Annotated in this window: 30 protein-coding genes; 2 read left to right on the plus strand and 28 right to left on the minus strand. The window is 39.4% G+C overall.

Annotated features, from left to right (window positions below):
* Positions 1–2 precede the first annotated feature (2 nt).
* The 23 genes from CEF19_RS03225 to CEF19_RS03335 all read right to left on the minus strand — a co-directional run bounded on the left by CEF19_RS03225 (position 3) and on the right by CEF19_RS03335 (position 16,809).
* Complete coding sequence (locus CEF19_RS03225) at positions 3–608, minus strand: hypothetical protein (protein ID WP_100404748.1); 606 nt, start codon at positions 606–608, stop codon at positions 3–5.
* Between the two features lie 694 nt (positions 609–1,302).
* Complete coding sequence (locus CEF19_RS03230) at positions 1,303–2,193, minus strand: polyprenyl synthetase family protein (protein ID WP_100404749.1); 891 nt, start codon at positions 2,191–2,193, stop codon at positions 1,303–1,305.
* Positions 2,190–2,435 (minus strand): exodeoxyribonuclease VII small subunit, encoded by a 246-nt coding sequence (gene xseB, locus CEF19_RS03235; protein ID WP_100404750.1) that lies wholly within the window; start codon positions 2,433–2,435, stop codon positions 2,190–2,192. The genes CEF19_RS03230 and xseB overlap by 4 nt, the downstream gene beginning before the upstream one ends.
* A 41-nt stretch (positions 2,436–2,476) precedes the next feature.
* On the minus strand, positions 2,477–3,826 hold the full coding sequence (gene xseA / locus CEF19_RS03240) for an exodeoxyribonuclease VII large subunit (RefSeq protein WP_100404751.1): 1,350 nt from the start codon (positions 3,824–3,826) through the stop codon (positions 2,477–2,479).
* 5 nt (positions 3,827–3,831) lie between these two features.
* Entirely contained in the window at positions 3,832–4,677 is an 846-nt protein-coding gene (gene folD / locus CEF19_RS03245; RefSeq protein ID WP_100404752.1) for a bifunctional methylenetetrahydrofolate dehydrogenase/methenyltetrahydrofolate cyclohydrolase FolD, read from the minus strand.
* A gap of 13 nt (positions 4,678–4,690) precedes the next feature.
* Entirely contained in the window at positions 4,691–5,101 is a 411-nt protein-coding gene (gene nusB, locus CEF19_RS03250; RefSeq protein ID WP_100404753.1) for a transcription antitermination factor NusB, read from the minus strand.
* Positions 5,102–5,309: 208 nt separating this feature from the next.
* Positions 5,310–5,720, minus strand: coding sequence for an Asp23/Gls24 family envelope stress response protein (locus tag CEF19_RS03255; protein WP_100404754.1), 411 nt, complete (start codon positions 5,718–5,720; stop codon positions 5,310–5,312).
* Positions 5,721–5,741: 21 nt separating this feature from the next.
* A complete protein-coding gene (gene accC / locus CEF19_RS03260) occupies positions 5,742–7,112 on the minus strand; it encodes an acetyl-CoA carboxylase biotin carboxylase subunit (protein ID WP_100408192.1) in 1,371 nt (456 codons plus the stop codon).
* A 16-nt stretch (positions 7,113–7,128) separates the two neighbouring features.
* Positions 7,129–7,608 (minus strand): acetyl-CoA carboxylase biotin carboxyl carrier protein, encoded by a 480-nt coding sequence (gene accB / locus CEF19_RS03265; RefSeq protein WP_100404755.1) that lies wholly within the window; start codon positions 7,606–7,608, stop codon positions 7,129–7,131.
* A 249-nt stretch (positions 7,609–7,857) separates the two neighbouring features.
* Complete coding sequence (locus tag CEF19_RS03270) at positions 7,858–8,223, minus strand: hypothetical protein (RefSeq protein WP_100404756.1); 366 nt, start codon at positions 8,221–8,223, stop codon at positions 7,858–7,860.
* A 174-nt stretch (positions 8,224–8,397) separates the two neighbouring features.
* Positions 8,398–9,000 (minus strand): SpoIIIAH-like family protein, encoded by a 603-nt coding sequence (locus CEF19_RS03275; protein ID WP_100404757.1) that lies wholly within the window; start codon positions 8,998–9,000, stop codon positions 8,398–8,400.
* Positions 9,001–9,003: 3 nt separating this feature from the next.
* On the minus strand, positions 9,004–9,666 hold the full coding sequence (spoIIIAG, locus tag CEF19_RS03280) for a stage III sporulation protein AG (RefSeq protein WP_100404758.1): 663 nt from the start codon (positions 9,664–9,666) through the stop codon (positions 9,004–9,006).
* Complete coding sequence (gene spoIIIAF, locus CEF19_RS03285) at positions 9,663–10,307, minus strand: stage III sporulation protein AF (protein WP_100404759.1); 645 nt, start codon at positions 10,305–10,307, stop codon at positions 9,663–9,665. The genes spoIIIAG and spoIIIAF overlap by 4 nt, the downstream gene beginning before the upstream one ends.
* Positions 10,308–10,329: 22 nt before the next feature.
* Complete coding sequence (spoIIIAE, locus tag CEF19_RS03290; RefSeq protein WP_100404760.1) at positions 10,330–11,502, minus strand: stage III sporulation protein AE; 1,173 nt, start codon at positions 11,500–11,502, stop codon at positions 10,330–10,332.
* Between the two features lie 35 nt (positions 11,503–11,537).
* The gene (gene spoIIIAD / locus CEF19_RS03295; RefSeq protein ID WP_264755151.1) at positions 11,538–11,927 is read right to left on the minus strand and encodes a stage III sporulation protein AD; all 390 of its coding nucleotides are present in this window, start codon (positions 11,925–11,927) and stop codon (positions 11,538–11,540) included.
* Between the two features lie 15 nt (positions 11,928–11,942).
* A complete protein-coding gene (spoIIIAC, locus tag CEF19_RS03300; protein ID WP_100404762.1) occupies positions 11,943–12,149 on the minus strand; it encodes a stage III sporulation protein AC in 207 nt (68 codons plus the stop codon).
* Positions 12,150–12,172: 23 nt separating this feature from the next.
* On the minus strand, positions 12,173–12,685 hold the full coding sequence (gene spoIIIAB, locus CEF19_RS03305; protein WP_100404763.1) for a stage III sporulation protein SpoIIIAB: 513 nt from the start codon (positions 12,683–12,685) through the stop codon (positions 12,173–12,175).
* Positions 12,682–13,611 (minus strand): stage III sporulation protein AA, encoded by a 930-nt coding sequence (spoIIIAA, locus tag CEF19_RS03310; protein ID WP_100404764.1) that lies wholly within the window; start codon positions 13,609–13,611, stop codon positions 12,682–12,684. The genes spoIIIAB and spoIIIAA overlap by 4 nt, the downstream gene beginning before the upstream one ends.
* Before the next feature lie 12 nt (positions 13,612–13,623).
* Positions 13,624–13,905: a YqhV family protein gene (locus CEF19_RS03315; RefSeq protein WP_100404765.1), complete on the minus strand. Its 282-nt coding sequence runs from the start codon at positions 13,903–13,905 to the stop codon at positions 13,624–13,626.
* Positions 13,906–14,050: 145 nt separating this feature from the next.
* A complete protein-coding gene (efp, locus tag CEF19_RS03320; protein WP_100404766.1) occupies positions 14,051–14,608 on the minus strand; it encodes an elongation factor P in 558 nt (185 codons plus the stop codon).
* A gap of 97 nt (positions 14,609–14,705) precedes the next feature.
* Complete coding sequence (locus CEF19_RS03325) at positions 14,706–15,773, minus strand: M24 family metallopeptidase (protein WP_100404767.1); 1,068 nt, start codon at positions 15,771–15,773, stop codon at positions 14,706–14,708.
* Positions 15,770–16,210, minus strand: coding sequence for a type II 3-dehydroquinate dehydratase (gene aroQ, locus CEF19_RS03330; protein WP_100404768.1), 441 nt, complete (start codon positions 16,208–16,210; stop codon positions 15,770–15,772). The genes CEF19_RS03325 and aroQ overlap by 4 nt, the downstream gene beginning before the upstream one ends.
* Positions 16,211–16,311: 101 nt before the next feature.
* Positions 16,312–16,809 carry a YqhR family membrane protein gene (locus CEF19_RS03335; RefSeq protein WP_100404769.1) on the minus strand — a complete coding sequence of 166 codons (498 nt, stop codon included), beginning with the start codon at positions 16,807–16,809 and terminating at the stop codon, positions 16,312–16,314.
* A 255-nt stretch (positions 16,810–17,064) separates the two neighbouring features.
* Here CEF19_RS03335 and CEF19_RS03340 point away from each other — a divergent pair, with 255 nt between their 5' ends.
* Complete coding sequence (locus CEF19_RS03340; RefSeq protein WP_100404770.1) at positions 17,065–17,466, plus strand: hypothetical protein; 402 nt, start codon at positions 17,065–17,067, stop codon at positions 17,464–17,466.
* A 175-nt stretch (positions 17,467–17,641) separates the two neighbouring features.
* On the opposite strand, the gene CEF19_RS03345 is transcribed toward CEF19_RS03340, so the two are convergent.
* The 4 genes from CEF19_RS03345 to CEF19_RS03360 form a co-directional block, all read right to left on the minus strand.
* The gene (locus tag CEF19_RS03345) at positions 17,642–18,538 is read right to left on the minus strand and encodes a patatin-like phospholipase family protein (RefSeq protein WP_100404771.1); all 897 of its coding nucleotides are present in this window, start codon (positions 18,536–18,538) and stop codon (positions 17,642–17,644) included.
* 161 nt (positions 18,539–18,699) lie between these two features.
* Positions 18,700–19,122, minus strand: a complete 423-nt coding sequence (gene mntR / locus CEF19_RS03350) for a transcriptional regulator MntR (protein ID WP_100404772.1) — start codon at positions 19,120–19,122, stop codon at positions 18,700–18,702.
* Between the two features lie 135 nt (positions 19,123–19,257).
* A complete protein-coding gene (gene splB / locus CEF19_RS03355) occupies positions 19,258–20,283 on the minus strand; it encodes a spore photoproduct lyase (protein WP_100404773.1) in 1,026 nt (341 codons plus the stop codon).
* 131 nt (positions 20,284–20,414) lie between these two features.
* On the minus strand, positions 20,415–22,976 hold the full coding sequence (locus CEF19_RS03360; protein ID WP_100404774.1) for a vitamin B12-dependent ribonucleotide reductase: 2,562 nt from the start codon (positions 22,974–22,976) through the stop codon (positions 20,415–20,417).
* Between the two features lie 430 nt (positions 22,977–23,406).
* Between CEF19_RS03360 and dat the strand changes: the two genes are divergently transcribed.
* Positions 23,407–24,243: a D-amino-acid transaminase gene (gene dat, locus CEF19_RS03365; RefSeq protein ID WP_100404775.1), complete on the plus strand. Its 837-nt coding sequence runs from the start codon at positions 23,407–23,409 to the stop codon at positions 24,241–24,243.
* A 20-nt stretch (positions 24,244–24,263) separates the two neighbouring features.
* Here the strand turns inward: dat and CEF19_RS03370 are convergent, their stop codons facing one another.
* A complete protein-coding gene (locus CEF19_RS03370) occupies positions 24,264–25,097 on the minus strand; it encodes a lipoate--protein ligase family protein (protein ID WP_100404776.1) in 834 nt (277 codons plus the stop codon).
* Between the last annotated feature and the right edge of the window lie 20 nt (positions 25,098–25,117).

Here is a 25,117-nt window from a genome sequence, read left to right on the forward strand (position 1 = left end):
CCTCACTTTCGAATCTTAGTATCTTTCTTCTTTTTTCCATTTTTCGAAAATACTTTTATTTTTAAGTTTACCTCTAAAAGGTATAACAATCTACCCACTTGATAAATAATCGGTGTAGCATAATGAATCGCCATCGTCTTACCAATTGATTTGCCACTAACGGTAAGTGCTGCAACTACGCTCGTAAATAGAATAGATATTGCAAACTGTTGAATCGATGTTTCCCCATAACCAAGTTCTATAGATAGCTGCAATACTACATACGCTGAAGCAGTACCACTTACGATACCGGAAATGTCTCCAATTACATCGTTACAAAAGTTCGCAAATTTATCAGCATTTCTTGTAATAAGAACTGCATGCTTAGCACCAATCAACCGTTCAGATGCCATCGCGTGGAATGGTTTCTCGTTCGCTGCTGTAGCTGCTACGCCAATTGTATCAAAAAACACACCTATAAATACAATTATAAATACTATCCCCATACCGACGGCCCATGTCACGCCACTTAATAAAAATGTCGAAAAAACTGAAAAAATAGCCGCTAACACGAGTGTGATAACGGCAATTCCCAAACTCCAATGTATTGATTTTAAAAGAGGTTTCATATTTTCTCCTCTGTACCTTTATAAAAGCAACCTATGTAGGTGGAGTGGTCATTTAAAGAGTAAACCCTGTAGCTTAGGTCCAGTAGGATTTCCCAGTTTAGCTCCGTTGCGTCGCCGCAAGGGCGGTTTCCCTTTATACTAAACTTGACGTTGTCACCAGACGTCAGACTGGATTACCACTTAGTCTACACTGTAATCCCCTTTAAATGTCAATCGAACAGTCTAGGAGATTTCCTCAACAGTTCCGTGCCTTTCTTTTATCCTCTTTTGCAGAGTAGATTTCAGATGGTAAGTTGCCCTTCCTGTTGGCCTACAAGAAACACAACATAAGCCCATCATCCCCTCTACCTCCACTCAAGGCAGGCTACGCTGCAGACAAACTCCCTAGTTTGCCTTTACAGGTTCATACCTCTTACTCTTGAACCATACACACGTATAGTTCGAGAAAAAGGCCTCCACAGTAGAAGGGTCAACGCCCACATGCCTTTGTGGATCGCCCTTCTACCTTTTCTCCCAGCTTAGACCCAAGGCTGGGCGCCTCAAGCAAAAACAAGGAGCTTCATCGATGTGCCCTTCGGCGGATTTTTAGCCCCGCCCTCAAGAAAGGAGAACTGACTAGAATACTGCACCACTCTCATATATAGTTAGTATAACACATGGTCTAAACAAGCTCAATATTAGGGGTTGAATCCCTCTAATGGTTCCGATTAACGACATAATCTGTTAACGCATCAAGTAATGTATGATCCATCTTTACACCATAAAGATATTCCTTTGCTTTTAAAGTATGCTTTATTAATAAGACTTTAGTTTCTTCCATACCTAGCAGACTTGGATATGTGCTTTTATTATTTTCGTCATCACTTCCAACAGGCTTCCCTATGGATCCAACATCACCTTCAATATCAAGGATGTCGTCTTTAATTTGAAAAATTAGACCTAATTCGCGAGCAAATTGCTTTACCCCCTTTATATCTTCTTCATTCGCACCTGATAAGACAGCTCCCGCTACCACAGAAAAAGCAAGTAAATCTCCTGTTTTATGATGATGGATATACGCTAAGTCCTCCATTGTAAGGACTCGATTCTCCCCTTCGATGTCTGCAACTTGTCCGCCAACCATTCCTTCGGGACCAGAAGCCTTCGCAAATTCACGAAGGAGCCATAATTTTTCGTGTGGTGAACAGACTTCATCATCTAATGAAGCAACTAATTCAAAGCTGTAGGTAAGCAATGCATCACCTGCTAAAATCGCCAACGCTTCACCATACACTTTATGATTCGTTGGTTTTCCTCTTCTTAAATCATCATTATCCATAGCAGGCAAATCATCATGAATTAACGAATATGTATGAAGCATTTCTATCGCACAACCCACATCAAGACCGTCGGTTGGCGATTTCCCAAATCCATGCATCGTAGCTAGTAGAAGGACTGGGCGAATGCGCTTACCACCTGCTTGAAGCGAATAAATCATTGCTTCCTTTAACACTTGAGGTGCTTGAAGCCCCTCAACAAGAACTGGTAGACGTTCTTCAATCGCTTGCTTTTGACTTTCTAAAAATAAGGTTAATTCCGGATTCACGCTTCTTCGTCCTCCATTAAGTGGACTTCTTCAATTTCACCATCCGCATGAAGGATTTGATCCATTTGTTTTTCCACAAGTTCTAATCGCTCATGACAATGCTTTGAGAGCTGCATTCCTTCTTGAAACATTGTTATCGCTTTTTCCAATGGTACATCTCCTTTTTCAAGCTGGTCCACCACGGATTCCAATTGTTCCATTGCTTCTTCAAAGCTTAGTGCTTCCTTCGTTTCCTTTGGCATTTGTATCCCCCTTGCTTGTTCTAGGTATTTGGGAAAGATCGTTAGTTAGAAGAGTGTTTTTCCTTGACTACGCACGCCAATTCTCCGTCTCGCAATCGAACCATTATATCCGATCCAACATTCACCTGTTCCGTCGACTTTATCATCGCTTTTGTCTTTTCATCATAAGCAAGACTATAGCCGCGTTCCATAATTTTAAGAGGACTTAACAGATTTAATTCACCTAATAGCTGTTGAAATGGTTGTTTTTTTACTCTAAGTTGTTCTTGCATGGCACGAATAAGTTCTTTTTGAGCCAGCGAAATTTTCTCTTCTGCCTGAACCATTTGAACACGTGGATGGTTTCTTAGCAAGGCTCTATCTAATTCCTGAAAACTGCGTTTTTGTTCAGATACATTCCGCAACGCTAACCGCTTCAATCGTTCCATGTAACTGTCTAGTTGTTGTTCCTTTTGACGAATTAACTGCTCGGGATAGCGGAATGCATAGGAACGCTGAATTCGACTTAGTTTTTGACGTTTTTGTTCGACTTGGTCATGAAACGTTCGGTGCAGCCGTTTTTGTAAAGAGAGTAGTTGCTCCTGCAATGCTTTTATATCAGGTACAGCTAATTCTGCGGCTCCTGTTGGAGTAGGCGCACGTAAATCTGCTACAAAATCACTTATTGTAAAATCAGTTTCATGACCGACTGCAGAAATAACGGGTATCATTGACGTAGCAATCGCCCTCGCAACTATTTCCTCGTTAAAGGCCCAAAGCTCTTCAATCGATCCCCCACCTCGGCCGACGATAAGCACATCAAACACGTTTGCTAGATTTGCTTGCTCAATTGCTCTCGAAATGGAGTAAGGTGCTTCGTCTCCTTGAACGAGAACTGGTAAGAGGGTCACTTGAACAATAGGGAAACGCCGCTTCAATGTTGTCATCATATCTCGAATAGCCGCTCCAGTTGGAGACGTAATAATGGCGATTCGTTTTGGATAACGTGGAATCATTTTCTTGCGTTCAGACGCAAATAAACCTTCAAGTTCTAATGATTCTTTTAGTTTTTCATATGCTAAATACAAGCTTCCAATCCCATCAGGCTGCATTTCCTTTACATAAAGCTGATATTGGCCATAGGGCTCGTACACATTGATTTCACCTCGTATTAATACCTTCATCCCATTCTCTGGCTTGAAGCGGAGAAATCGATTATTTCCGGCAAACATCACAGATTGCAAGCGAGAGTTTTGGTCTTTGACTGTAAAATACATATGTCCACGACTATGTAGCTTAAAGTTGGAAATCTCGCCTCGCAGCCAGACATCCTGTAAAATTGCATCGTCTTCAAGCACGCCTTTAATGCGTCTTGTCACTTCTGAAATAGTGAGGATATTCTGGGCTGTCATCGCTCTTACGCTCTACGTTCTGCTGATTGAATTGTATTTTCAAGAAGCATCGTAATCGTCATCGGGCCAACACCACCCGGAACGGGTGTTAGATAAGACGCGACTTCCTTCACTTCATCAAAATCAACATCGCCACAAAGTTTTCCGTTTTCACGATTTATTCCAACATCAATAACTACGGCACCAGGTTTGACATGCTTTTCTTTAATCATTTTCGTCACACCCACAGCTGCAATTAAAATGTCCGCTTGTTTTGTCATCTCTTCTAAATTTTTCGTTCGTGAATGACAATATGTTACCGTCGCATTTTCATTTAAAAGGAGTTGTCCCACTGGTTTCCCAACGATATTGCTTCGTCCCACGACGACGACATGCTTTCCTTCAAGCTCAATATTTGCTTCTTTTAGCATGACAACAATACCATGTGGGGTACAAGGAAGAAATGTTTCTTCACCCGTCATCATTTTCCCAATGCTAATCGGATGAAACCCGTCTACATCTTTACTAGGGTGGATACGTTCTATAACTGCTTGCTCTGTAATTTGTTTAGGTAAAGGTAATTGCACTAAAATGCCATCAACCGAAGAGTCTTCATTTAAACGGTCAATTTCAGCAAGGAGCTGTGATTCTGTCGTTTCTTCAGAAAGTTCAACAAGCACAGAATGTATTCCAATCTGCTCACATGCTTTTTGCTTTGAACGGACATACGTTTGTGAAGCTTGGTTAGTTCCAACCAAAATCACAGCTAAACCAGGAACGGTTCCCTGGCTTTTCAATTGTTCAACTTTTTCTTTCATTTGCTCACGTTTTTTTGCTGCTAGTTCTTTTCCATTTAACAAAATTGCTGTCATACTACCACTCTCCTTATTCGTTCCCGCTCTCTTTTGTTATCATATCAACGGATTTTGATAATACACCATTAATAAAACGACCAGACTCTTCTCCACCAAAAGCTTTAGCTAACTCAATCGCTTCATTAAATGTTACATTTGCAGGTATGTCTTCAATAAACTTCATTTCATAGAGCGCCATTCGAACAATGGCCCGGTCAACATGCCCCATTCTCTCAATTGTCCAGCCTTGTAAATTAGCAGAAATCACCCGATCTAATTCTTCTTTATGCTCAACCGTTCCTTCAACTAATTTATGTAAAAACTCACTCGCTTCGTCTTCATCATCTAAAACACTTTGTAGAGCTGTGGTCGCATCCGTATCGGCTACATCCATTTGATAAAGAGCCTGCGCGGCTCGTAAACGTGCTAATCTTCGGTTCATGTACACTTTCTCCTTTTTTTACTATATTGATACTAGCATAACATTTTTTATGAAAACAGAACAATCTCCTTTTTTCAATGACCTTTTCAGTGGCTTTCCTTTTCTGGATCTATCGTTTTATTTACTTTTGTTTCACACAAAGAACTTGTCACCTCGAAAAAAGACAGTCAAGCTATTATACCTTGACTGTCCTCCTCATACCAACTGCTTACATTTCCTCTTCGACAACGTCCCCTAATTCAGCGGATTCAAATTGTACTCCAACGACGTGAACATTTATCGCTTGAAGCTCGATTGCTGTCATTGTTTGAAGGGCCTGTTGGATATTATTTTGAATTAGCTTCGCCACAACAGGTACGGACACACCATAGGTGATAATCACAGATACATCAACTGTAATCCCATCCTCCGCAAGGTCGACCTTAACACCTTTACCGTGATTTTTACGTCCAAGTTTTTCAGCTACTCCGGAGGCAAAGTTCCCCCGCATTGTCGCAACTCCATCAACTTCAGATGCTGCAATCCCCGCAATGACTTCAATCACTTCAGGTGAAATTTCAACTTTTCCAAGCTCTGATTTTTGGTCATCAAGCTCTAAATTTTGGTTGTTTTCACTCATTGTTCATCCCTCCGGATTCAATTATGATTCATTGGCTAGCTTTACCGACATCACATCATACGTTTCCAAAAACTTTGTGTTAAAGTCACCCGAAACAAACGTCTCATGACTTAATAAACGTAGATGAAATGGAATCGTTGTCTCGACTCCTTTAATTTCAAATTCTGAAAGGGCACGTTTCATGCGCGAAATAGCTTCTTCACGTGTTGCCCCGTACGTGATAACCTTGGCAATCATCGAATCATAAAATGGTGAGATAAGGTACCCTGAATACGCAGCTGAATCTACTCGAACGCCAAGACCACCAGGAGCTAAATAACTTGTAATTCTTCCAGGTGAAGGCATAAAATTCTTCGATGGATTCTCAGCATTAATTCGGCACTCAATCGACCATCCTCTAAATTCAACATCTTCTTGGCTAAAAGAAAGTCTTTTTCCATCGGCTACATAAATCTGCTCTTTAATCAGATCAATTCCTGTAACCATTTCTGTGACAGGGTGTTCAACTTGAATACGAGTATTCATCTCCATGAAAAAGAAATCTCCCGTATGATGGTCGTAAATAAATTCAACTGTACCAGCTCCGGAATAATTTACAGCTTGAGCAGCTGCCACAGCTGCTTCTCCCATCTCATGTCTCTTCTCAACAGAAATAGCAGGTGAAGGTGTTTCTTCCAATAGCTTTTGTAAACGACGCTGAATACTACAATCACGCTCGCCTAAGTGGACAACATTACCATAGTTATCGGCGATTACTTGGATTTCTACATGTCTGAAATCTTCAATATACTTTTCGATATAGACACCCGGATTACCAAATGCTGTTGCAGCTTCTTGCTGTGTAATGTTCATACCTTTGACGAGTTCATCCGGAGTACGAGCCACTCGGATTCCTTTACCCCCACCACCAGCTGTTGCCTTAATAATAACAGGATACCCAATTTTTTCAGCAACTTTCAACCCAGCTTCAGCATTTTCAACGATTCCATCTGAACCAGGAACAATCGGTACACCAGCAGCAGCCATCGTCTCCCGCGCAACATCCTTAGTACCCATTCTGTTGATGGCAGTTGGGCTTGGACCGACAAAAACAATATTACATGCCGCACAAATCTCGGCAAAATCCGCATTTTCAGCTAAAAAACCATAACCGGGATGAATGGCATCAGTTTCTGTTAATGTGGCGACACTCATAATATTTGTAAAGTTAAGATAGCTCTTACTTGATGCAGTAGGTCCTATGCAGTATGCTTCATCAGCCATACGAACATGCAAAGCTTCTTTATCTGCTTCCGAGTAAACAGCTACCGTCTCAATTCCTAGTTCATGGCAGGCGCGGATAATACGCACTGCAATTTCTCCACGATTGGCAATTAATAGTTTTTTTATCATATCACTCGCTCCCATACTATCTTGCTTCTACTACAAAAAGAGGCTGGCCGTACTCTACTAATTCTCCGTTTTCAGCCAAAACTTCAACGATTCTACCTTTAACTTCAGCCTCAATCTCATTCATTAGCTTCATTGCTTCCAAAATACAAACAACCGTCTCTGTATTGACGTCAGCTCCATTTTTCACATAAGGATCTGCATCAGGGGATGGTGCAGCATAAAATGTCCCAACCATAGGTGCCGTTATTGTATGTAAATTAGCTGTTACAGGCTCAGGCTTCACCTCTTCTTGCTTATTGCTAGGCTCTGTAACTGGAGTTGAATTATGAGTGGCTTGAACTGTTTCTGTTACAACAGGCAAACTTGGTTGAATAGCTGCTTGAGCTTTTTGCTTACGTAAGACTAGTTTTGTTCCATCTTGTTCGAATTTAAATTCGTCTAGACTTGATTGGTCGATTGCACGGATAAGCTCTTTAATTTCTTGAACCTTTAACATATATGTACACTCCTTCGTCTTCATACTCAATTTTACTTTAAAATTAGTATCTTGTACTAACACCACATCAACGTATTATACCATAATAAGCCCTTAATCAGATTAGAAAATCTGCATATAGATGAAATCTAGCTGTTTCCTTATTTTCTTAAATCCATCACAAAGTTTATGACGATTCCAGGCATAACTTTATATTTCGCGATTCAACTTTAAAAAACCTCCATTAAAAAATAATGGAGGGAAGAAATGTTATTCTTCAGTTCCTTCGATTCCAGCTTCATGCTCTTCCTTAATTAAGGCATCCTTCTTATATTGTCTGAAGACAGGAAACTCTGATAAGTTATCAGGAATTTTGCCATTTTCAAGCAAAATAATCTTTACGATATCTTTATTTCTAGCCATATGAAACTTATCTCCATATTCATTCTCTTGGGTAAATCGCTTTAAACTAAGATAGTCTTCTTCTTCAATCGAAACAGTATAACCGCCGTCTCCAGATTCAAAATGCTGTTCAAACCCTATTTCAAATTCAACAATTTGAATATGGTCATTTTTTAAATTACGTGTTTGTTCTAGGACAGCCTTCGCTCCCTCTGTCAAATCAGTCCATTCCATTCATTATCGCCTCTCATTCACAAGTTGATTGTCGTATTATATCATGTCAAAAGAAGCAATGCACCTGTTTCCAAGTAACTAGAACAAGACTGACTTTTTCTAAAGTAGTAAGGGAGTGTCTCTTTAGGTTGTTTCTAACCTTTTGAGACACTCCCTTTATCGAAAAGTTTATGATTATTTTGAGGTTGGATGATAACCTACTTTTACTTGCATAGCTAGACCAAGCTGCTGTGCTGCAAGGTTCATAATTTCAACTGTTTCTGCTTTTGATAATTCCTCAGCTTGAACAATGATTTGAACTTCGTCATCTTCTGCCATGACTAAAACATCTTCATATCCCTTTGTCATGATTAATGTCTCAAGCGTTGCTTCTTTTTGTGATAAACGAAGAAGTTCATTGTTTTTATCATGTGCTTCGACAACTAAATCTGCTGGTGAATCTGAAGATGCGATAGCGATTCTATTCTCTTCTAACATACGATCACGAACTTCTTGCAACTGCAAGCGAATTGCTGCGAAAGCCTGGTTACTTGATGTATGTGAAATCATTCCATTTTCTGTGAACTCTGCTTCTTCAATGTCAATGTCAAACTCTTCCGCAACATTGACTACATTAGCTTCTTGCTCTTCCTCTGCTTCTGAACTCTCTAATTGTCCATCGTCAACAAAAGCAACGTTTTCACCTGGACCCTGCGGAGATGAAATGTAATATACCGATAAAACAAAAATTAAACTTAGCATTGTGAGCAACCATACCGTTTGTTTCTTTAAGACCATTCTTTATTCCTCCTTTGTTTTCTTAGGCATGACGGATACTCGGTGAGATGGTACATCTAGTACTCGACTAACCGCTTCCACGACCCAAGTCTTCACTTCTTTATTTTCTACTCCTTTTGCGACAACAAGGACACCGCGGATATCAGGCTTTTCCTTATTAATTAAAACGGGCTCTTCCTTATCCCCGTTCCGGATAATAACAAGTTGTTCATCCTTAGTAACATCTTCTACTTTGCGTTGTCCGCCTTCACGGTCTGTTTCATCCGTTTGCTGCTGCTTTGTGTTGGAATTTTTTTCATATACATTTCGTTCAGTCTCTGAAAGATTAATCATGACCGAAACATCTGAAATCCCAACAATTTGTTCCAATGACTCGCGAAGTTGATTTTCATATCGATTCTCGTAATCTTCCATTGAACTTGGTTCTGCTTGGGATTTCTGGCCAAAGGCGGGTTCATCTTCTGAATCTTTCTCATTAAAAACGGGTAAGGGCTGTTCTTCATCCATTGGTTGAGTGTTCAGAAGGTTCCCGACAATCATCAGCGCAATTCCTACACAACCAAGAAGCATGATGTAGTGAAGCGGCCACCTTCGTTTCTTTCCGCTTCCAGGTTTCTGAAATAGCTTTTGCAGCCATTGACGTTCCTTCTGTTCGTCTTGATTCATTCTGCTCGTTTCCCTCCTTCCCACGCTAACGAAATCGTTTCAGTGTGCACTTGCCAACTTTCTGAAAGGAACTGACGAACTGGATCTAAGTCGATGAATTCATCCTGCTCTTGAATTGGTAAAGGTTTTGTCGTGTCAATGACAACACTTACCGCCTTTACTTCATCATTCTCCCCAAAGTTCTCGGGGTCTTCCCACTCTTTTAACTCGATATAAATTGAACGAACATCTTCCATTTCAAGAGGGTGCACGGCATCCTCATCGACCTTGACTTCAAGCTTGGAAACTTCCAACGAATAGTCCTCTCGTAATGTTTCCTCTACTTGTTTCTCTAGTTGGACAGCCACCTGTTCTGAAATATATGCAAGCTGTCCGAGCTCTATATCTCTTTTTTGTAAATTTATTGATTCTTCTATCGACATTTTTTCTCGATCCACTTCATTCGAAAGTGAAAAGAGCCATTCATCGACATCTGTCGTGAAAATAGATAATAAAGGTTGAAGAATCATTACAAGTAACAAAAGACCAACTACCATTTTTACGTATCTTTGCATATTCGAATTTGGTAGCATTAGCTCTAAAATTGTTGCTAGTAAAATAAGGAGGATAATATTTGTTAGCCATTCCGTCAAAAAACCCATATATACGCTCCTTCCTTTAGTGTTAGCGAATCATAAATGATAGATTTCCTGCGGCGACCATAATCGTTATCGCAAGAAAGAACATTAGACAAACAATTGCTAATGAGGCAAAAACAAAAATGACTGCTTTTCCAATAATTGAAAGACATTCAATTATTGGTCCACCTCCTAAGGGTTGGAGAATAGCTGCTGATAAATTAAATATAAGAGCTAAGGATAATACTTTAAGAGCAGGAAATGCACATAGCATTAACAGAATAGCGAGTCCAGCCAGTCCGACCGTATTCTTAAGAAGTACGGATGCACTCATGACGGTATCTGCAGCATCGGTAAACATTCGACCAATGACTGGAACAAAGTTACCTGCAATAAATTTTGCTGTACGGACGGTAATCCCATCCGCAACGGCAGTAGAAGCTCCTTGAACAGATATAACACCAAGAAAAACGGTTAAAAATACACCCAAAGTTCCAACGGCTAGATTCCGTAAAAATGTAGCCAGCTTTGTTACCTTGTAATGGTCAGTTAACGTGCTGACGATGCTTAACACCGTTGATAAAAACAAAAGTGGTAATACAAAATGTTGAATGAGCAATCCACTCGTATTAACTAGAAAAATGATTAACGGATGAAATAACGTTGCTGAAGTAATATTTCCAATCGCTGCCATAAGTCCTAAAAGCAACGGAAGCAATGCAATCATAAAGTGAATCATATTGTTAACAGCTTCTTGAGCGTAGCTAATCGCTACATGGAAACTATTTAAAGCGATAATCATAAGGACCATATATGTAATCGCGTAGGCCACCTTGCTTATGGTGTGTTGCTCAAATGCATTTTGTAATGACTGAAGGATTAGGCAAAATATAGTTAACAAAATAAGCATTCCAAGCAATTTCCCATTGACCAGAAGCTCATGTAAAAGAAAACGAACGAAGCCCATGCCCCATTCCTTCGCAGAAAACTTCTTATCACCCATTACAAATTCCATAAAAGATCCTTTTTGACTTTCGGGTAGAAAGCCACCATATTCTGTGGATATTTCTTCCCAATATGATCTAATTTCATCTAATTGAAGCTGTTCCATTTGACGTTCTACGAAATTTTCTTCGGTAGGCATGTCCTCTTCAGCAGCAGCGATCGGTGTAGAACTAAAAAAAAATAATACCGTGATAAAAATGAACCAACCTCTCACGGTGAAAACACCTCCTCTTGCTATGCTTGTACACTCTAATTCGGTAGTAATGACAGCACCATTTCAATGACAGCTGTTAAAATAGGAATCGCCATCACAAGGATAAGAACTTTCCCAGCAAGCTCAATTTTTGAAGAGATAGCAGCTTGTCCAGCATCCTTAGCAATCTGTGCACCGAACTCTGCAATATAGGCAATACCAATAATTTTTAAAATCGTCTGAAAATACATCATGTTCATATTTGCACTCTTGGCAATTTCTTCAAGCATCTTAATGATTTTTGCAATCTCATCAATGAGAAAAATAAAAATAAAAATACCAACAAATACCGTTAACAAAAATGCAAAAATTGGCTTTTGCTCTTTCACAACAAGGGCTAGAAAGGTTGCGATTAGCCCAAGACCGACAATTTGTATAATATCAATCGCAACTCACCTCCTTTAGCCCTGAAACAAAAAGACTCCTTTAATTTTTTGGAACAAATCGTCAACAATTGTTGCCACCATGTATAACACAACAACAAAACCAATGAGGGTGACCCACTGAGCCCAATCTTCTTTACCCATTTGCTTTAGCACGGTATGAATCATAGCTACAACAATACCAATACCTGCTATCTGGAAAATGGTGTTTACATCATACACCACAACTTCTCCCCCTCCTTCTAGCTCTACATCATTAAAATGATAATAAGAAGACCTGTTAAGAACCCGAGACTTTTTATCATTTTCTCATACCGTGTTTGTTGGTCTCGTGCTTCCCCTTCTTCTCTTTCTAAATGAGACAGTGTCAGCTTAATTTGCTTTTGCTGTTGTTCACGATCCTGTTGTCCAAGTGTTGCCCCAAATTGGCTCATCACTTCTCGCTCATTTTGCAGTAGAGCTGTCTCTGACCACGTTTCCTGAAGGCTATTCTCCCACGCTTCATACGCAGATTCTTCTTTATTTAAAAGACGGAAAGCAAATTCACTAAAGAAAGAGGAAATTGGATCCGGCATCTGTTTAGCTAAATTTTGACTAGCTTCCGCTAAAGGAGTTAAGCCATATAATATTTCAGCTTCTAATGATTGAAGCGCGACCTTCAATTGTCTCAATTGCCGAGGGCGCTCACTTAATCGCTTCGCAAACCCGAATCCAAGAATTGTTGTTGTTAACAAGATGAAAATAGCCCCTAGTAATTTCACCTTACTTTCACCACGTTCTTTAGCTGATGACGTACCCGCTTTACGACTCCAGGTTTAGTCGTCCGGCCGAGCTCGACATAGCGATTAAATGCTTGCATTTCAAACAAGGGCTGTAACGCAGGACGTGATGCTAAGTCTTCTAGAGAAAAGCCATGAGCAGTAGTCATCACCCCCACTCCCGCATGAAGTGCTTCTTGGATAGCTAGACAATCTTCAACACGACCAATTTCATCAACAATAAGTACATCTGGACTCATTGAGCGAATCATCATCATCATTCCTTCTGCTTTTGGACAACCATCGAGAACATCCACTCTTTTTCCGAGATGATGCTGTGGTACTCCTTTTAAACTTGCAGCAATTTCTGAGCGTTCGTCGACAACTCCTACTTTTAAAGGACTAATCCCCTTCCTCGGAACACCTTCACTAATCATTCGAGCAACATCTCGAAGTAAAGTGGTCTTTCCTGACTGAGGTGGTCCTACAAACAATGTATTTAACCATCTCCCGTCATACAGTTCAGAAACAAGTTTCTCTGCTACACCAATCGTCTGTCTGGCAATCCTTATATTATAAGAGCTTATATCTCGAATCGTTTTAACTTGTCCTTTGTCAAGAACAACCTTTCCCGCCAAACCAACCCGGTGTCCTCCTTGTATCGTAATAAAGCCCCTCCTAAGTTCTTCTTCAAACGCGTAAAGCGAGTATTGACTAAGTTGGTTTAATAAGAATTGTCCATCCTCAGGCTTCACAAGATACAATTGGTTAAATTGCTCAGGGTAAAAAGGTTTACCATCTGCAATTACTTCAAGTGGCCTTGCCACTCGTAATCTTATTTCTTCAATTTGAGATTGGACAGAAGTTGGTAGGTTTATTAGTAGTTTGCGAATTCCATCTGGTAAAACAGGTAAAACCTCTTTTAACATAACCACTTCCCCCTATCTTCGAATTCCTAGTAAAATTAAGATGACACCACCGCCAATTAGCGCTAGCTTTGTCATGGATATTCGGTCAGAGATACCAATAAGACCAACTGCAATGGAAGTCACTAAAACCGTCGGACCAATTATTGCAAGAATTGCATTAATCCCCACTGCTTTTTCAACATTATTGAAACGCAACATCATTCCCGCTGCTGTCAGTTCAATTAATCCTGAGAGGACCCTTAAGCCAACCATGACTAATACGGCGGTTTCTATAGTAAGAAGCCAACTTTTCATATATCCACCTCAACGTTCATTATTGTGATAACTTGTTCTCGCTTTTTAAAACTTATGAGGTACTGGACGAGTTAAGAACAAAAAAAAGACGAGTTTGTCCTTGAATAAGAACAAACTCGCCTTTTATTTAATTTCCAACTTATAATTATGCTCTTGATACATATGCACTGTTGCGGGTATCAATAATTAATACGTCACCCTGATTGATAAAGAAAGGAACCTGAACGGTTAATCCCGTTTCAAGCGTCGCTGGCTTTGTTCCGCCTGATGCAGTATCGCCTTTAATACCTGGCTCGGTTTCTGTTACTTCGAGTTCAACCGTATTCGGTACTTCAACCCCAAGTGTCTCACCTTGGAAACTCATAATTTGGACAACCATGTTTTCTTTGAGAAATTGAAGTTCCGTTTTTATTTGGTCTTCTTGTAACTCAAGTTGTTCAAATGTTTCATTATCCATGAACGTGTGAACACCAGCGCTCTCATATAAATAAGCCATGCGGCGGTTTTCAATATGTGCTTTTGAAACCTTTTCACCAGCGCGGAACGTCTTCTCTTGCACAGCACCAGTTCTTAAATTCCGCAGCTTGGAACGTACGAAAGCTGCTCCTTTACCTGGCTTTACATGTTGGAAATCCATTACCTGCCAAAGTCCATTATCAACTTCAATTGTTAATCCTGTTTTAAAATCATTTACTGAAATCATATTATCTGCCTCCATCTTTCCATCCATTTAACGTGGACAATCCATCACATTTCCTACTATACCATAGCTTGAACCAAGTTTCTCCAATATTTTTTGGTTAATCTATAATCAGTAATTCTTTAGGAGATTTTGTAAATGATCGATTTCCGTTCTCTGTAATAAGTGTATCATCTTCAATTCTTGTACCGCCTACATTCGCGATATATATGCCAGGTTCAACGGTTACAATCATTCCAGGCTTGAGTACTGTATCTGACTTCAAGGAAAGTGTTGGTCCTTCGTGAACTTCCATTCCAAGACCGTGCCCTGTTGAATGTCCAAAATATTGGCCATAGCCCTGTTCTGAAATATAATCTCTAGTTAGAGCATCCGCTTCTCTTCCTGTTAAACCAGGCTTCAACCCTTGCATTCCACGGGCTTGCGCTTCAAAGACTGTATCATAAATTTCCTTTAACTCGGTACTGATTGCTCCAATTGCAATCGTTCTAGTAATGTCCGAACAATAGCCCTGATAATAAGCCCCAAAATCTAACGTAACAAGTTCACCCTTCTCAATAATCTTGTCACTTGCCACACCATGTGGAAGAGCAGAGCGATAGCCAGATGCAACAATAATATCAAAAGATGAACTAAGTGCCCCTTGCTTTCTCATATAGAATTCAAGCTCATTCGAAACCTCCAGCTCCTTTATGCCTGGACGAATAAACGTTGTAATGTGCTCAAATGTCGCATCTGCAATATCAGCTGCCTCTTGAATAATCTTTATTTCTTGTTGATCCTTAATCATTCTTAGTTCTTCAATCACCCCTGATATCGGAACTAGCCTGGCTGATTCAATAAACTTCTTATAAAGTTGATGAGCTTCGTATGTAAGATGAGATTGTTCAAATCCAATGTTTTTTATTCCGAGTCGTTCCACCTGCTTGGCGACCTCTACAAAAATAGGACCAGTATGTTGAACAATCGTAAATTCCTTTGCCTGTTCTTTCGCCTGTTCCATGTAACGAAAGTCTGTAACTAAAACGGCTTCTTTCTCGGAAATAAGTAAGACGCCGGCTGTTCCTGAAAAATGAGATAGATATCTGCGATTATAGGCACTAGTTACCAACATTCCTTCAATGTTTAACTCTTTAAATCTTCCCCTTAATCCATCAATTCTTTTCATTTCTTCTCATCTCCCTCAAGTAAAGCTGTCAACGCAAGTTTATAGCCCATAAAACCTAAGCCAACAATTTGGCCTTTGGTTACTGGTGCCGTTACGGACGTATGACGAAATGCTTCTCTTGCATGAACATTTGAAATGTGAACTTCAATTACAGGAACATTAATACTTGCAATCGCATCGCGAACACCGTAACTGTAATGCGTTAGGGCACCTGGGTTAATGATGACACCATCGGTCAAATCCGCTGATTTGTGAATCAAATCAATCACTTCCCCTTCATGATTTGATTGGAAACAAGAGATTTGACAACCTAGTCTTAAGCCCTCTTCCTTTAGCATATTTTCTAAATCCACTAAAGTTGACGTACCGTATACGCCTGGTTCACGAAGGCCTAATCGATTTAAATTGGGTCCGTTTATAACATAGATATGTTTCATGGGCTATTCCTCTTTTCATATCTGTTTCAACCTCGATAAGGTTTACTATTTTATTCCTATTGTATCACAGTTATGATAGGTAGTAATTAAAGAGGAATATGTTATATCTTTGATTTTCGATGTTGTTGTGCATACTCATAGGATACAGAGTAGCCAATAAACAACCCATAAATTACGTATAAACACAATGTAGAAGCAATTGTATTAAAATCTAAATTTTGGACAGCCTTTAGTCCAGGAAAAATAGGATTTAACACATAAAATACTAAAAGCCACAAACCAGTTCCAAACCCCATCGCAGCCCAAATACTATGGAATTTCTGCAAAATCAATTTATATAAGAATGCGACTCCAATTGATAAAATGGCAATCATGCCCACACCGATTAGTTGACCGATGTATGTGTTTTTCCAATCTCCAAACGCCCATGGCATGAGGATTAACGCTGGACCGATCCTCATAAAATTAAAATAAAAAGCAATGTATCCGACAAGAGACCAAATTAAGCCACCGAAAAAGCCAATAAGAACAACTTTTGTGCCGAATGACATTTGTTCTTCAACTAATTTTTTTCTTGATATTTGTGACTGATTTTCCATTACATCCACCTCCTTCACCTAGTATTTCCCACGTACTCTGTAACTCATGCAAGAGAATATCGATTCTACTTAAATGATTTGACATCTTTTTCTATGGGATTGTGTAAAATGTAGGAAAGTGGATATCAATGACAATATAAGATACGAAACCATAGAGTATTTTAAACATTTGATGTAAAATGAAAGGAAAAAGATAGTGCAAAAAGTGCAAGTCAAAATTGTCTAGCTTTTTACTCTAATGGAGGTGAACTGACCATGCGTCGATCGATGCAAATCATTTTTCCAATTGTGCTTGTTATGGCTTTAATAGGGGTTGTTGTAAATCCACTTGGTTTGTTAAGACAACTTTTATTTATGACGGCGATTATCGCCATCATATTCTTCCTTTATCGTTTATATATTTCAAGACGTTATGGTACGAGTTTATTTCCGAAAAGAGAAGGTCCGACTAAAGCGCAATTACGTAAAGCAAAACGAACGACCACAGTACAGAGCTCACATCTGAAACGAAAATCAAGTTTAAAAGGACCGAACGGTAGAAAGGCATCAACGAGAAAGCCTCATAGTCGTTCACCACTAAAAACACGTCGCGAAGATCATAACCTTACCGTCATTGAAGGCAAGAAAAACAAAAAAAAGAGTCGTGCTTTTTTCTAAGTTATTGAAAGAAGTTTCAATAACTTAGAAGCAATGAGTATAGCCGTTACCTGCTTTTGAGACTTCTATGAGTGGATTTCTCATAGAAGCCTCGCAACGTGCGGGACATTGCCACCTCCTCAAAAGTCTATTAAAGGTTGGCTTTTTCCTTTTTACCCCTTCTAAGCTCGTCTTTTTAACGACTCCAGCATTTTAAGAAATGGTCAGTCTCCTCTCGTCCTAATGTAATCAATTTTTGTTTAACATCCTCACTTATTGAAAAATCAGTTGCTTTCACATCAAGTACGGGAATAAAGACAATATTCTTTGCGTCCCCCTGCTCCACATAGCGTAAATCGTGAGCTGAGCTCATCGTTTCAAAAAGAGCTTTAAACATTGTTATCGCATTATTAATCTTATTTGGTGGTATTTCCTTAATCTGAGGCGTAAGTTGAAAGCCAACGACCGGTCTTTTCCACGCTCTTACTTTTCCGTCTCTAAACAACCACATTGGGAAATTACTCAAGATCCCCCCATCAACAATGTACGATGCCTTCCCAATCCCAGTTCTGTTATATAGCTTCACAGGTTCAAAAAAATAAGGAATACTACAACTCATTCGAACGGCTCTAGCTACGGAAAACATACCTGGAATAGCACCATATTGTTTTAAATCATCTGGCAATACAATCATTTTTCCTCTTGATAAATCAGATGCAATGATTTTAAGTGTTCCATCTGGCAAATCCGCAAATGTCGAAATGCCTTTTGCTTTTAATATATCACGTAACCAATTTTCGAGCTTTTCCCCTTTAAAAAGACCTAATTTAAAATATAAGTGCAACCATTTTGCCATTGAGAAAGGGATATAGGACATCCTTTCATCCTTAAATTCGTCAACATTTAATTTATCTAGTAAATGATACAGCTCTTCACTTCTATAACCAGCCTTAACAAGAGCAGCAATAATTGAACCCGCACTTGTTCCGCCCACTCTTTCAAACTCATAGCCCTTCTCTTCCATAACCTGTAAGGCTCCAATAAATGAGAAAGCTTTCACGCCTCCCCCAGCAAATACGCCATCTATCCTCAACCCAATCACCACCTCCCTCTACACTTATGCGAGCCGGGCTTGGTTGGTGCCTAGAACAGAGTCTGACACAAAGAGGCTACTGAAAAAGGTCGGTTTTACCTTTTTAGTAGCCTCTACACAAAGTCTATTTTTGAGCACTGCAGTTGTACTCATATTAGCCATTACTCTATCTCTTCTTTACGCTGAATATTTCTTAAATCATTTACGCGCTTCGGTTCGTCTTGAAAATATTGAACCAAATCCCCAATTCTATCAATAGCATCCCAGCTAAGATGATGCTCAATCCCTTCAACATCTTGATAAATATGACCAGCATCGACACCAATTAATTTCATGAAATCCTCAAGTAATTCGTGACGATAGACGAGTCGCTTTCCAATTTTTTTACCTTTAGTTGTTAAAATGAGTCCACGGTAGCGTTCATATATTAAATACTCATTTTTATCGAGTTTTTGTACCATTTTCGTGACAGATGAAGGATGAACCTCTAATGCCTCTGCAATATCGGATACTCTAGCGTATCCTTTCTCCTCAATTAAAATAAAAATTCTTTCTAAATAATCTTCCATACTAGGTGTTGGCATAGGGACCCTCCAATTTATAGCAGTTCCATTTACTTGTCATTAAATTTGCAATATCCCTATTTTACTAAAAAACTCCACATCGGACAAGATAAATGCTATAACCATCAAGCTTTTTACGTTTTTTTTGACTTAAGATTAAGTGAAGTACTCAATTTTCGACTCAGGAAAAAAGCGGTCAATATACGTTTGTATGGTATCTTTCAACTCATTCGCTTGCTCATCTTTGTAAACATATTTACCACGTCCATAACGTCCCCATTTATATTTACGTTCGTCCTCATTCATTTCTAGCTTAGTTTTTGGATAACGCTTTTGAATAACATTTTTTGCAGTTTTTGTGAAGCGATGTTGAATGAGTTCAAACGTTAAATCCTTTTTAGCAAAGGTCGGTAACGTCGCTTCTAGACGTTCAAACAAGTCTAAATACCCCTCTCTCCAGTTTTCATGTAAAATTAGGGGCGCAACAATAAAACCAAGGGGATAGTCAGCTTTTGCTACTTTCCCAGCAGCTTCAATCCGTTCTAAAAAAGATGAAGTGCCTGGTTCAAAATGTTTAATTACATAATCAGAATTCACACTAAACCGAAACCGTGTGTTACCATTGTGCTTTGCATCTAATAAATGATCAACATGATGGTACTTCGTCACAAACCGCAAACGACCATTTTCAGTTTGGCCAATATGCTCAATCGTTTTTTTTAACGAATGCGTTAAATGATCAATGCCTACAATGTCCGAGGTACAAGCCGCTTCAAAGCGAGTAATTTCCGGATTTCTCTCTTCAATGTACTTATCTGCTGCATCAAATATATCCTCAAGATTTACATATGTCCTAATATAAGGCTTATTTCCAAGGGTTGTTTGCAAATAACAATAATGACAATGTCCCATACACCCGGTTGCTAAGGGAATCGCGTATTCCGCAGAGGGCTTGGATGTATCAAACTTCAATGTTTTTCTAACTCCAATAACTAACGTGGACTTAGCATTTCGATATTGCTGTAGTTCATTATTACCAGGAATGTTTCGAACCTGATTATGGGATGTGGTTTCACGAATTTCAAGACCCTTTTTTTCGAATTTTTCCTTAAGCTCTCGTCCAAGTGGATATTCAAGCGCTCCTGGCTCAATATAAATTAGCTGGGGTGAAAATGGCTCCATGACTGCACCTCTTTTTCTTATTAGGTTGTGCAATCATATGTAATTAAGTAATCCATTTTGTAGAAAAAGAGGCTATAGAAAAAGGTTTGTTTTTCCTTTTTCTATAGCCTCTTTTTTAATTCACTTGTTTTTTATAGACCGCACTTTAATTGCGCTCCACAACTTGTACATGTATTACATCCACCTAAGTCTTCCACTGTACCTTCACGGCAAACTGGACATGTATCCCCTGCTTCTGAACCAAATGTAACATTTGTTGAGCGAAGGTCTGTGATCGTATCGACAAGGACAACTTTCTTTTTCTCTGTCTCTTCGTCTGCAAACATCTCTATTTCTTCAAAGTTGTTTTCTTCCGCTTTTAGAGAAAGAACTTGGGCATCACGGCTTCCATCTACATACACCGTACCACCCTTGGCCCCACCACGATAAAGACGCTCATATACTCCTTGCACTTGTTCAACTGTATATCCCTTTGGAGCATTAACTGTTTTTGATAGAGAACTATCAACCCAACGTTGAATAATACATTGTGTATCAGCATGCGCTTCTGGAGACAATTCCATCGTAGAAATGAACCACTCTGGTAGTTCATCTGCTACAGCTTCAGGGTTTGCTTGTAAATACTCTTCAACGATTTCAGCTTTTACTTCAATAAATTTCCCAAGTCTTCCACTTCTGAAATAAGAGAAAGAGAAGTATGGCTCAAGACCAGTTGAAACACCAACCATCGTTCCAGTGCTTCCTGTAGGAGCAACTGTTAGTAAATGCGAGTTGCGAATTCCATGATTTAAAATGCCTTGTCGAATATCTTCAGGCATTTTGCTCATATAGCCAGTGTTAATAAAGGCCATCCGTAACGTCGCCGTTTCAGCATCCGTTTTTCCCATAAGAAATGGAAAGCTTCCTTTTTCTTTCGCAAGTTCAATGCTTGTCCGATATGCAGTGGTTGCTATCGTTTCAAATATTTCATCTACAAGCTTATTTCCTTCTTTAGATCCATAGACGGTCTCAGCATAGATAAGTAAATCGTGGAGACCCATGACTCCTAAACCTACTCGGCGTTCACCTTTTGCTTGAGTCGTATTTTGTTCAAGGAAGTACGGTGTGGCATCAATGACATTATCCTGCATCCGAACGCCAACCTCAACTGTGCGCTTCAATTTCTCGAAATTCACTTGTTTTGTATCTTTTTCAGCCATTTCCGCTAAATTTATCGCAGCCAGATTACAAACCGAGAACGGTGCTAATGGTTGCTCACCACACGGATTCGTTGCGACAACCTTTTGACCATATGCCTTTGCATTTGTCATGTCATTAGCATTATCAATAAAGAAAATACCTGGCTCTGCACTATAAGTCGCACAAATATTTATTAAATTCCAAAGGTCTTTTGCACGAATCATTCGATACGTACGTACACCATAACCACGTTGTTCCCATTCTCGTACATCACCAGCTTCATGCCATTCACGATTGTAAACAGCCATTTCTTCCGGATTGTAGTTTTCAACATCAGGGAAGCGCAGTGCATATAATTCATCCTTCTCAACAGCTTCCATAAAGTCATTAGTTAGACAGACCGAAATATTTGCTCCTGTCAGAAACTCTGCGTTATTAACTGTATAATTTCCTCCGACAAGAAGCTTTTCTTCTGCTTCTTTAATCACTTTCGCTTCAAAACCACCTAGACCCGGAATAGAACGATAATTCGCAATTCCTTGGTACATTGACTGTTCGATTGCAGAAAGCGGTGTGAACTTCAATTTATCTTTCACTAGCTTATGAATTTGCTCATCCTCAATGTTTTCAAGCAAATAACGAAGAATACGTGGATTTTGCATCTTAGCAATAATAAACTCCAAAATATCTGGATGCCAATCTGCAAGCATAATCATTTGTGCTCCCCGTCTTGAACCACCTTGCTCGACAAGATGAGTCAGCTTAGCAATATCGTCAAGCCATGATACGGATCCAGAAGATTTTCCGTTGACTCCCCGAGCTAGCGTATTTCTGGGACGAAGGGTTGATCCATTTGTTCCCACCCCACCACCGCGGCTCATGATTTCCATCACTTGCTTACGGTGTTCTGAAATACCTTCTCGTGAATCTTGGACAAATGGCATCACATAACAGTTAAAATACGTCACATCAGTATCTGCCCCCGCACCATAGAGAACTCGTCCAGCAGGAACAAAGTTCATCGTAACAAGCTCCTCGTAGAACTGTTCAAATGACTCTTGACGCTTTTGCTCTGTTGTTTCAACAGATGCAAGTCCAGTCGCATTACGCTTAGCAATTTGTTCATAATAAAGTTCTAAAGGCTTTTCAATCGTATCAAGCGACCGACTAACTATTCCTGTCTTTGCTTCTTCCGGATCAAGAACACCGTGGAAATCTTCATCAATTAATACCTTCGCTTTGTTGTTCCCCCAATCAAGATTCACAACAAAACCATAACCACGCGCGGGGAACTTAGGGTCGTCTTTAACTGTTAATACAACGAAATCCCCTTCCTTTAACGTCTTCTTTTCAGTATCCTTGAATGTGTAGCGGTCAAGCATTACGAGTCGTGATACACCTTTTCTTGTAATATGCATGTCCTCAGTTATTGGATGAACTTGTGGAAACTGCTCAATATCTTGATTTAACTTTTCAACATTGAGACGCATCACGTTTGACATCGTCATTGCCATTCGCCTCTCCTCCTTCTTACAACTCATATATTATACATTCCTTAGTTGTCTTAACATGTTTTTTAATCTTGGCTAAGCTTACCACATCTCATTTTACGAAATCAATATATAGTACTCATTTTCATAAAAATCATACTATATATTGTGGGGGTTTATGAATAAAATTATTTTGTCAACTTTTAAATCAATTAGATAATAAAAGCTTGAATGAGATTATAGAATGTTTTGTCGGTTTTTCGCGAAAATCTGAAGCTTTTTGTTTCTTGCTAAAAAAGAGGATCCGGCAAACACTTGTCTTTTCCCTTTTTGACGAAAAAAACGAAATCATTGACAAAAAATTTTTTTGGTGTTCAGATAAAGTTAGTATCATTTTTTGACCAAATTCTAAATTTTCTTCTTTTACTCATGCATTTTCACAGGGGGCGAAAATATGAATTATGTCTTACACCACAATGAATATGTAAAGGATTCAGAAGTCAACATCGACATTCAGGACAGAGGATATAACTTTGGTGATGGCATTTATGAGGTGATTCGAGTCTATGAACAACGACCATTCACACTTGATATGCACATAAATCGATTGATTCAGAGTGCTAAAAAGCTCGACTTTTCACTTCCTATCCATGCAGAGACCCTGAAAAAGCAACTTGCTGGACTAGTTAATAGAAACCAACTTAAGGATGGAATCATTTACGTCCAAATGACTCGGGGTATTAGCCCTCGAAATCATCTGTACCAGCGAAATGAACAACCTATTATTACAGCATTTACGCAGCAATACACGAAAGATGAATCTCTTACAAAAAAGGGGATTGATGTTTGGATAACAGATGATATTCGCTGGCTTCGTTGCGATATAAAAACGATTAATTTACTAGGTAATGTCATGGCTAAACGTGAAGCAACCGATCATAACTGTCACGAGGCGATTTTGCATCGCGCAGGAACTGTTACCGAAGGCTCTTCATCAAATATTTTTGTCGTAAAAGAAAGCACCCTTTTCACACATCCTGCTACAAACCTAATTTTAAATGGAATTACACGACAACTTATCTTCGAATTAGCGAAACAATCTAATCTACGTATTAAAGAAGAAGTGTTTTCGGTGGAACAGCTTCATCAAGCCGAGGAGGCTTTTATTACGAGTACAGTGATGGAAATCATGCCCATTCGATCGATAAATTCAGATATTAAGAAAACTCTTGAAATTGGCCCTATTACTCGCAAACTTCAAGCTCTCTTCCAAGACCTCATCAAAAAGTAAACCAGTCGATATCGACTGGTTTATTTTTTATAGTTCCAACTGTCTTGAGAATACCGTTCTTTAACAATTTGTTCAACCTCTGCTTCTTCCCCTACTGATAATTCGTACGTCTCAAGTTTAATTTGCAATCCCTTTTCAAAACCTTGGCGAAATGCGGAACTTGCTTCTTCCATTGAAAGTGGCGTCGTCCGAAGTGCATTAATCGCAACAGCTTTATTTTTAAAGTTCTTTTGCATACGTTCTCGGACGCGCTCGCTTGAATACTTAAATAAATCAAAAAGCTTGTCTTCATCAATATCCAAAATAATCGATCCGTGCTGTAAAATCACGCCCTTTTGCCGGGTTTGAGCACTTCCTGCAACCTTACGTCCTTCTACGACAAGCTCATACCAGGAAGGAGCGTCAAAACATACTGCGGAGCGAGGATTTTTTAACGCATCCTTTTCCTCGTCTGAACGAGGAATTGAAAAATACGCATCAAGTCCAACTAGCTTAAAGCCTTCTAAAATCCCTTGAGAAATGACCCGATAGGCTTCGGTCACACTTGCAGGCATTGCTGGGTGTTCTTCGGAAACGATAACACTGTAAGTTAGTTCCTTATCATGAAGAACGCCCCTTCCGCCCGTTGGACGACGAACAAATCCCAACCCATATTTTTGGACAGCTTCCATGTTAATCTCTTTTTCCACCTTTTGAAAATAGCCAATCGACAATGTTGGCGGATTCCAACCATAAAAACGAATGGTTGGGGGAATTTTCCCTTGACTATGCCACGATAATAACGCTTCATCAAGAGCCATATTATAAGCAGGAGATCGATTGCCTGAATTAATAAAACGCCATGTTTCTAACATATTCATCTCTTCTTTCTCAG

Source organism: Bacillus solitudinis, assembly GCF_002797395.1.
Taxonomy (GTDB): Bacteria; Bacillota; Bacilli; order Bacillales; family Bacillaceae_D; genus Halalkalibacter_A; species Halalkalibacter_A solitudinis.

Bases quoted from the DNA above. Each gene is read 5' to 3' on its own strand.
- CEF19_RS03225 (WP_100404748.1), bottom strand. From the start codon at position 608: ATGAAACCTCTTTTAAAATCAATACATTGGAGTTTGGGAATTGCCGTT.
- xseB (WP_100404750.1), bottom strand. From the start codon at position 2,435: ATGCCAAAGGAAACGAAGGAAGCACTAAGCTTTGAAGAAGCAATGGAA.
- xseA (WP_100404751.1), bottom strand. From the start codon at position 3,826: ATGACAGCCCAGAATATCCTCACTATTTCAGAAGTGACAAGACGCATT.
- folD (WP_100404752.1), bottom strand. From the start codon at position 4,677: ATGACAGCAATTTTGTTAAATGGAAAAGAACTAGCAGCAAAAAAACGT.
- nusB (WP_100404753.1), bottom strand. From the start codon at position 5,101: ATGAACCGAAGATTAGCACGTTTACGAGCCGCGCAGGCTCTTTATCAA.
- CEF19_RS03255 (WP_100404754.1), bottom strand. From the start codon at position 5,720: ATGAGTGAAAACAACCAAAATTTAGAGCTTGATGACCAAAAATCAGAG.
- accC (WP_100408192.1), bottom strand. From the start codon at position 7,112: ATGATAAAAAAACTATTAATTGCCAATCGTGGAGAAATTGCAGTGCGT.
- accB (WP_100404755.1), bottom strand. From the start codon at position 7,608: ATGTTAAAGGTTCAAGAAATTAAAGAGCTTATCCGTGCAATCGACCAA.
- CEF19_RS03270 (WP_100404756.1), bottom strand. From the start codon at position 8,223: ATGGAATGGACTGATTTGACAGAGGGAGCGAAGGCTGTCCTAGAACAA.
- CEF19_RS03275 (WP_100404757.1), bottom strand. From the start codon at position 9,000: ATGGTCTTAAAGAAACAAACGGTATGGTTGCTCACAATGCTAAGTTTA.
- spoIIIAG (WP_100404758.1), bottom strand. From the start codon at position 9,666: ATGAATCAAGACGAACAGAAGGAACGTCAATGGCTGCAAAAGCTATTT.
- spoIIIAF (WP_100404759.1), bottom strand. From the start codon at position 10,307: ATGGGTTTTTTGACGGAATGGCTAACAAATATTATCCTCCTTATTTTA.
- spoIIIAA (WP_100404764.1), bottom strand. From the start codon at position 13,611: ATGTTAAAAGAGGTTTTACCTGTTTTACCAGATGGAATTCGCAAACTA.
- CEF19_RS03315 (WP_100404765.1), bottom strand. From the start codon at position 13,905: ATGAAAAGTTGGCTTCTTACTATAGAAACCGCCGTATTAGTCATGGTT.
- efp (WP_100404766.1), bottom strand. From the start codon at position 14,608: ATGATTTCAGTAAATGATTTTAAAACAGGATTAACAATTGAAGTTGAT.
- CEF19_RS03325 (WP_100404767.1), bottom strand. From the start codon at position 15,773: ATGAAAAGAATTGATGGATTAAGGGGAAGATTTAAAGAGTTAAACATT.
- aroQ (WP_100404768.1), bottom strand. From the start codon at position 16,210: ATGAAACATATCTATGTTATAAACGGACCCAATTTAAATCGATTAGGC.
- CEF19_RS03335 (WP_100404769.1), bottom strand. From the start codon at position 16,809: ATGGAAAATCAGTCACAAATATCAAGAAAAAAATTAGTTGAAGAACAA.
- CEF19_RS03340 (WP_100404770.1), top strand. From the start codon at position 17,065: ATGCGTCGATCGATGCAAATCATTTTTCCAATTGTGCTTGTTATGGCT.
- mntR (WP_100404772.1), bottom strand. From the start codon at position 19,122: ATGCCAACACCTAGTATGGAAGATTATTTAGAAAGAATTTTTATTTTA.
- splB (WP_100404773.1), bottom strand. From the start codon at position 20,283: ATGGAGCCATTTTCACCCCAGCTAATTTATATTGAGCCAGGAGCGCTT.
- CEF19_RS03360 (WP_100404774.1), bottom strand. From the start codon at position 22,976: ATGGCAATGACGATGTCAAACGTGATGCGTCTCAATGTTGAAAAGTTA.
- dat (WP_100404775.1), top strand. From the start codon at position 23,407: ATGAATTATGTCTTACACCACAATGAATATGTAAAGGATTCAGAAGTC.
- CEF19_RS03370 (WP_100404776.1), bottom strand. From the start codon at position 25,097: ATGTTAGAAACATGGCGTTTTATTAATTCAGGCAATCGATCTCCTGCT.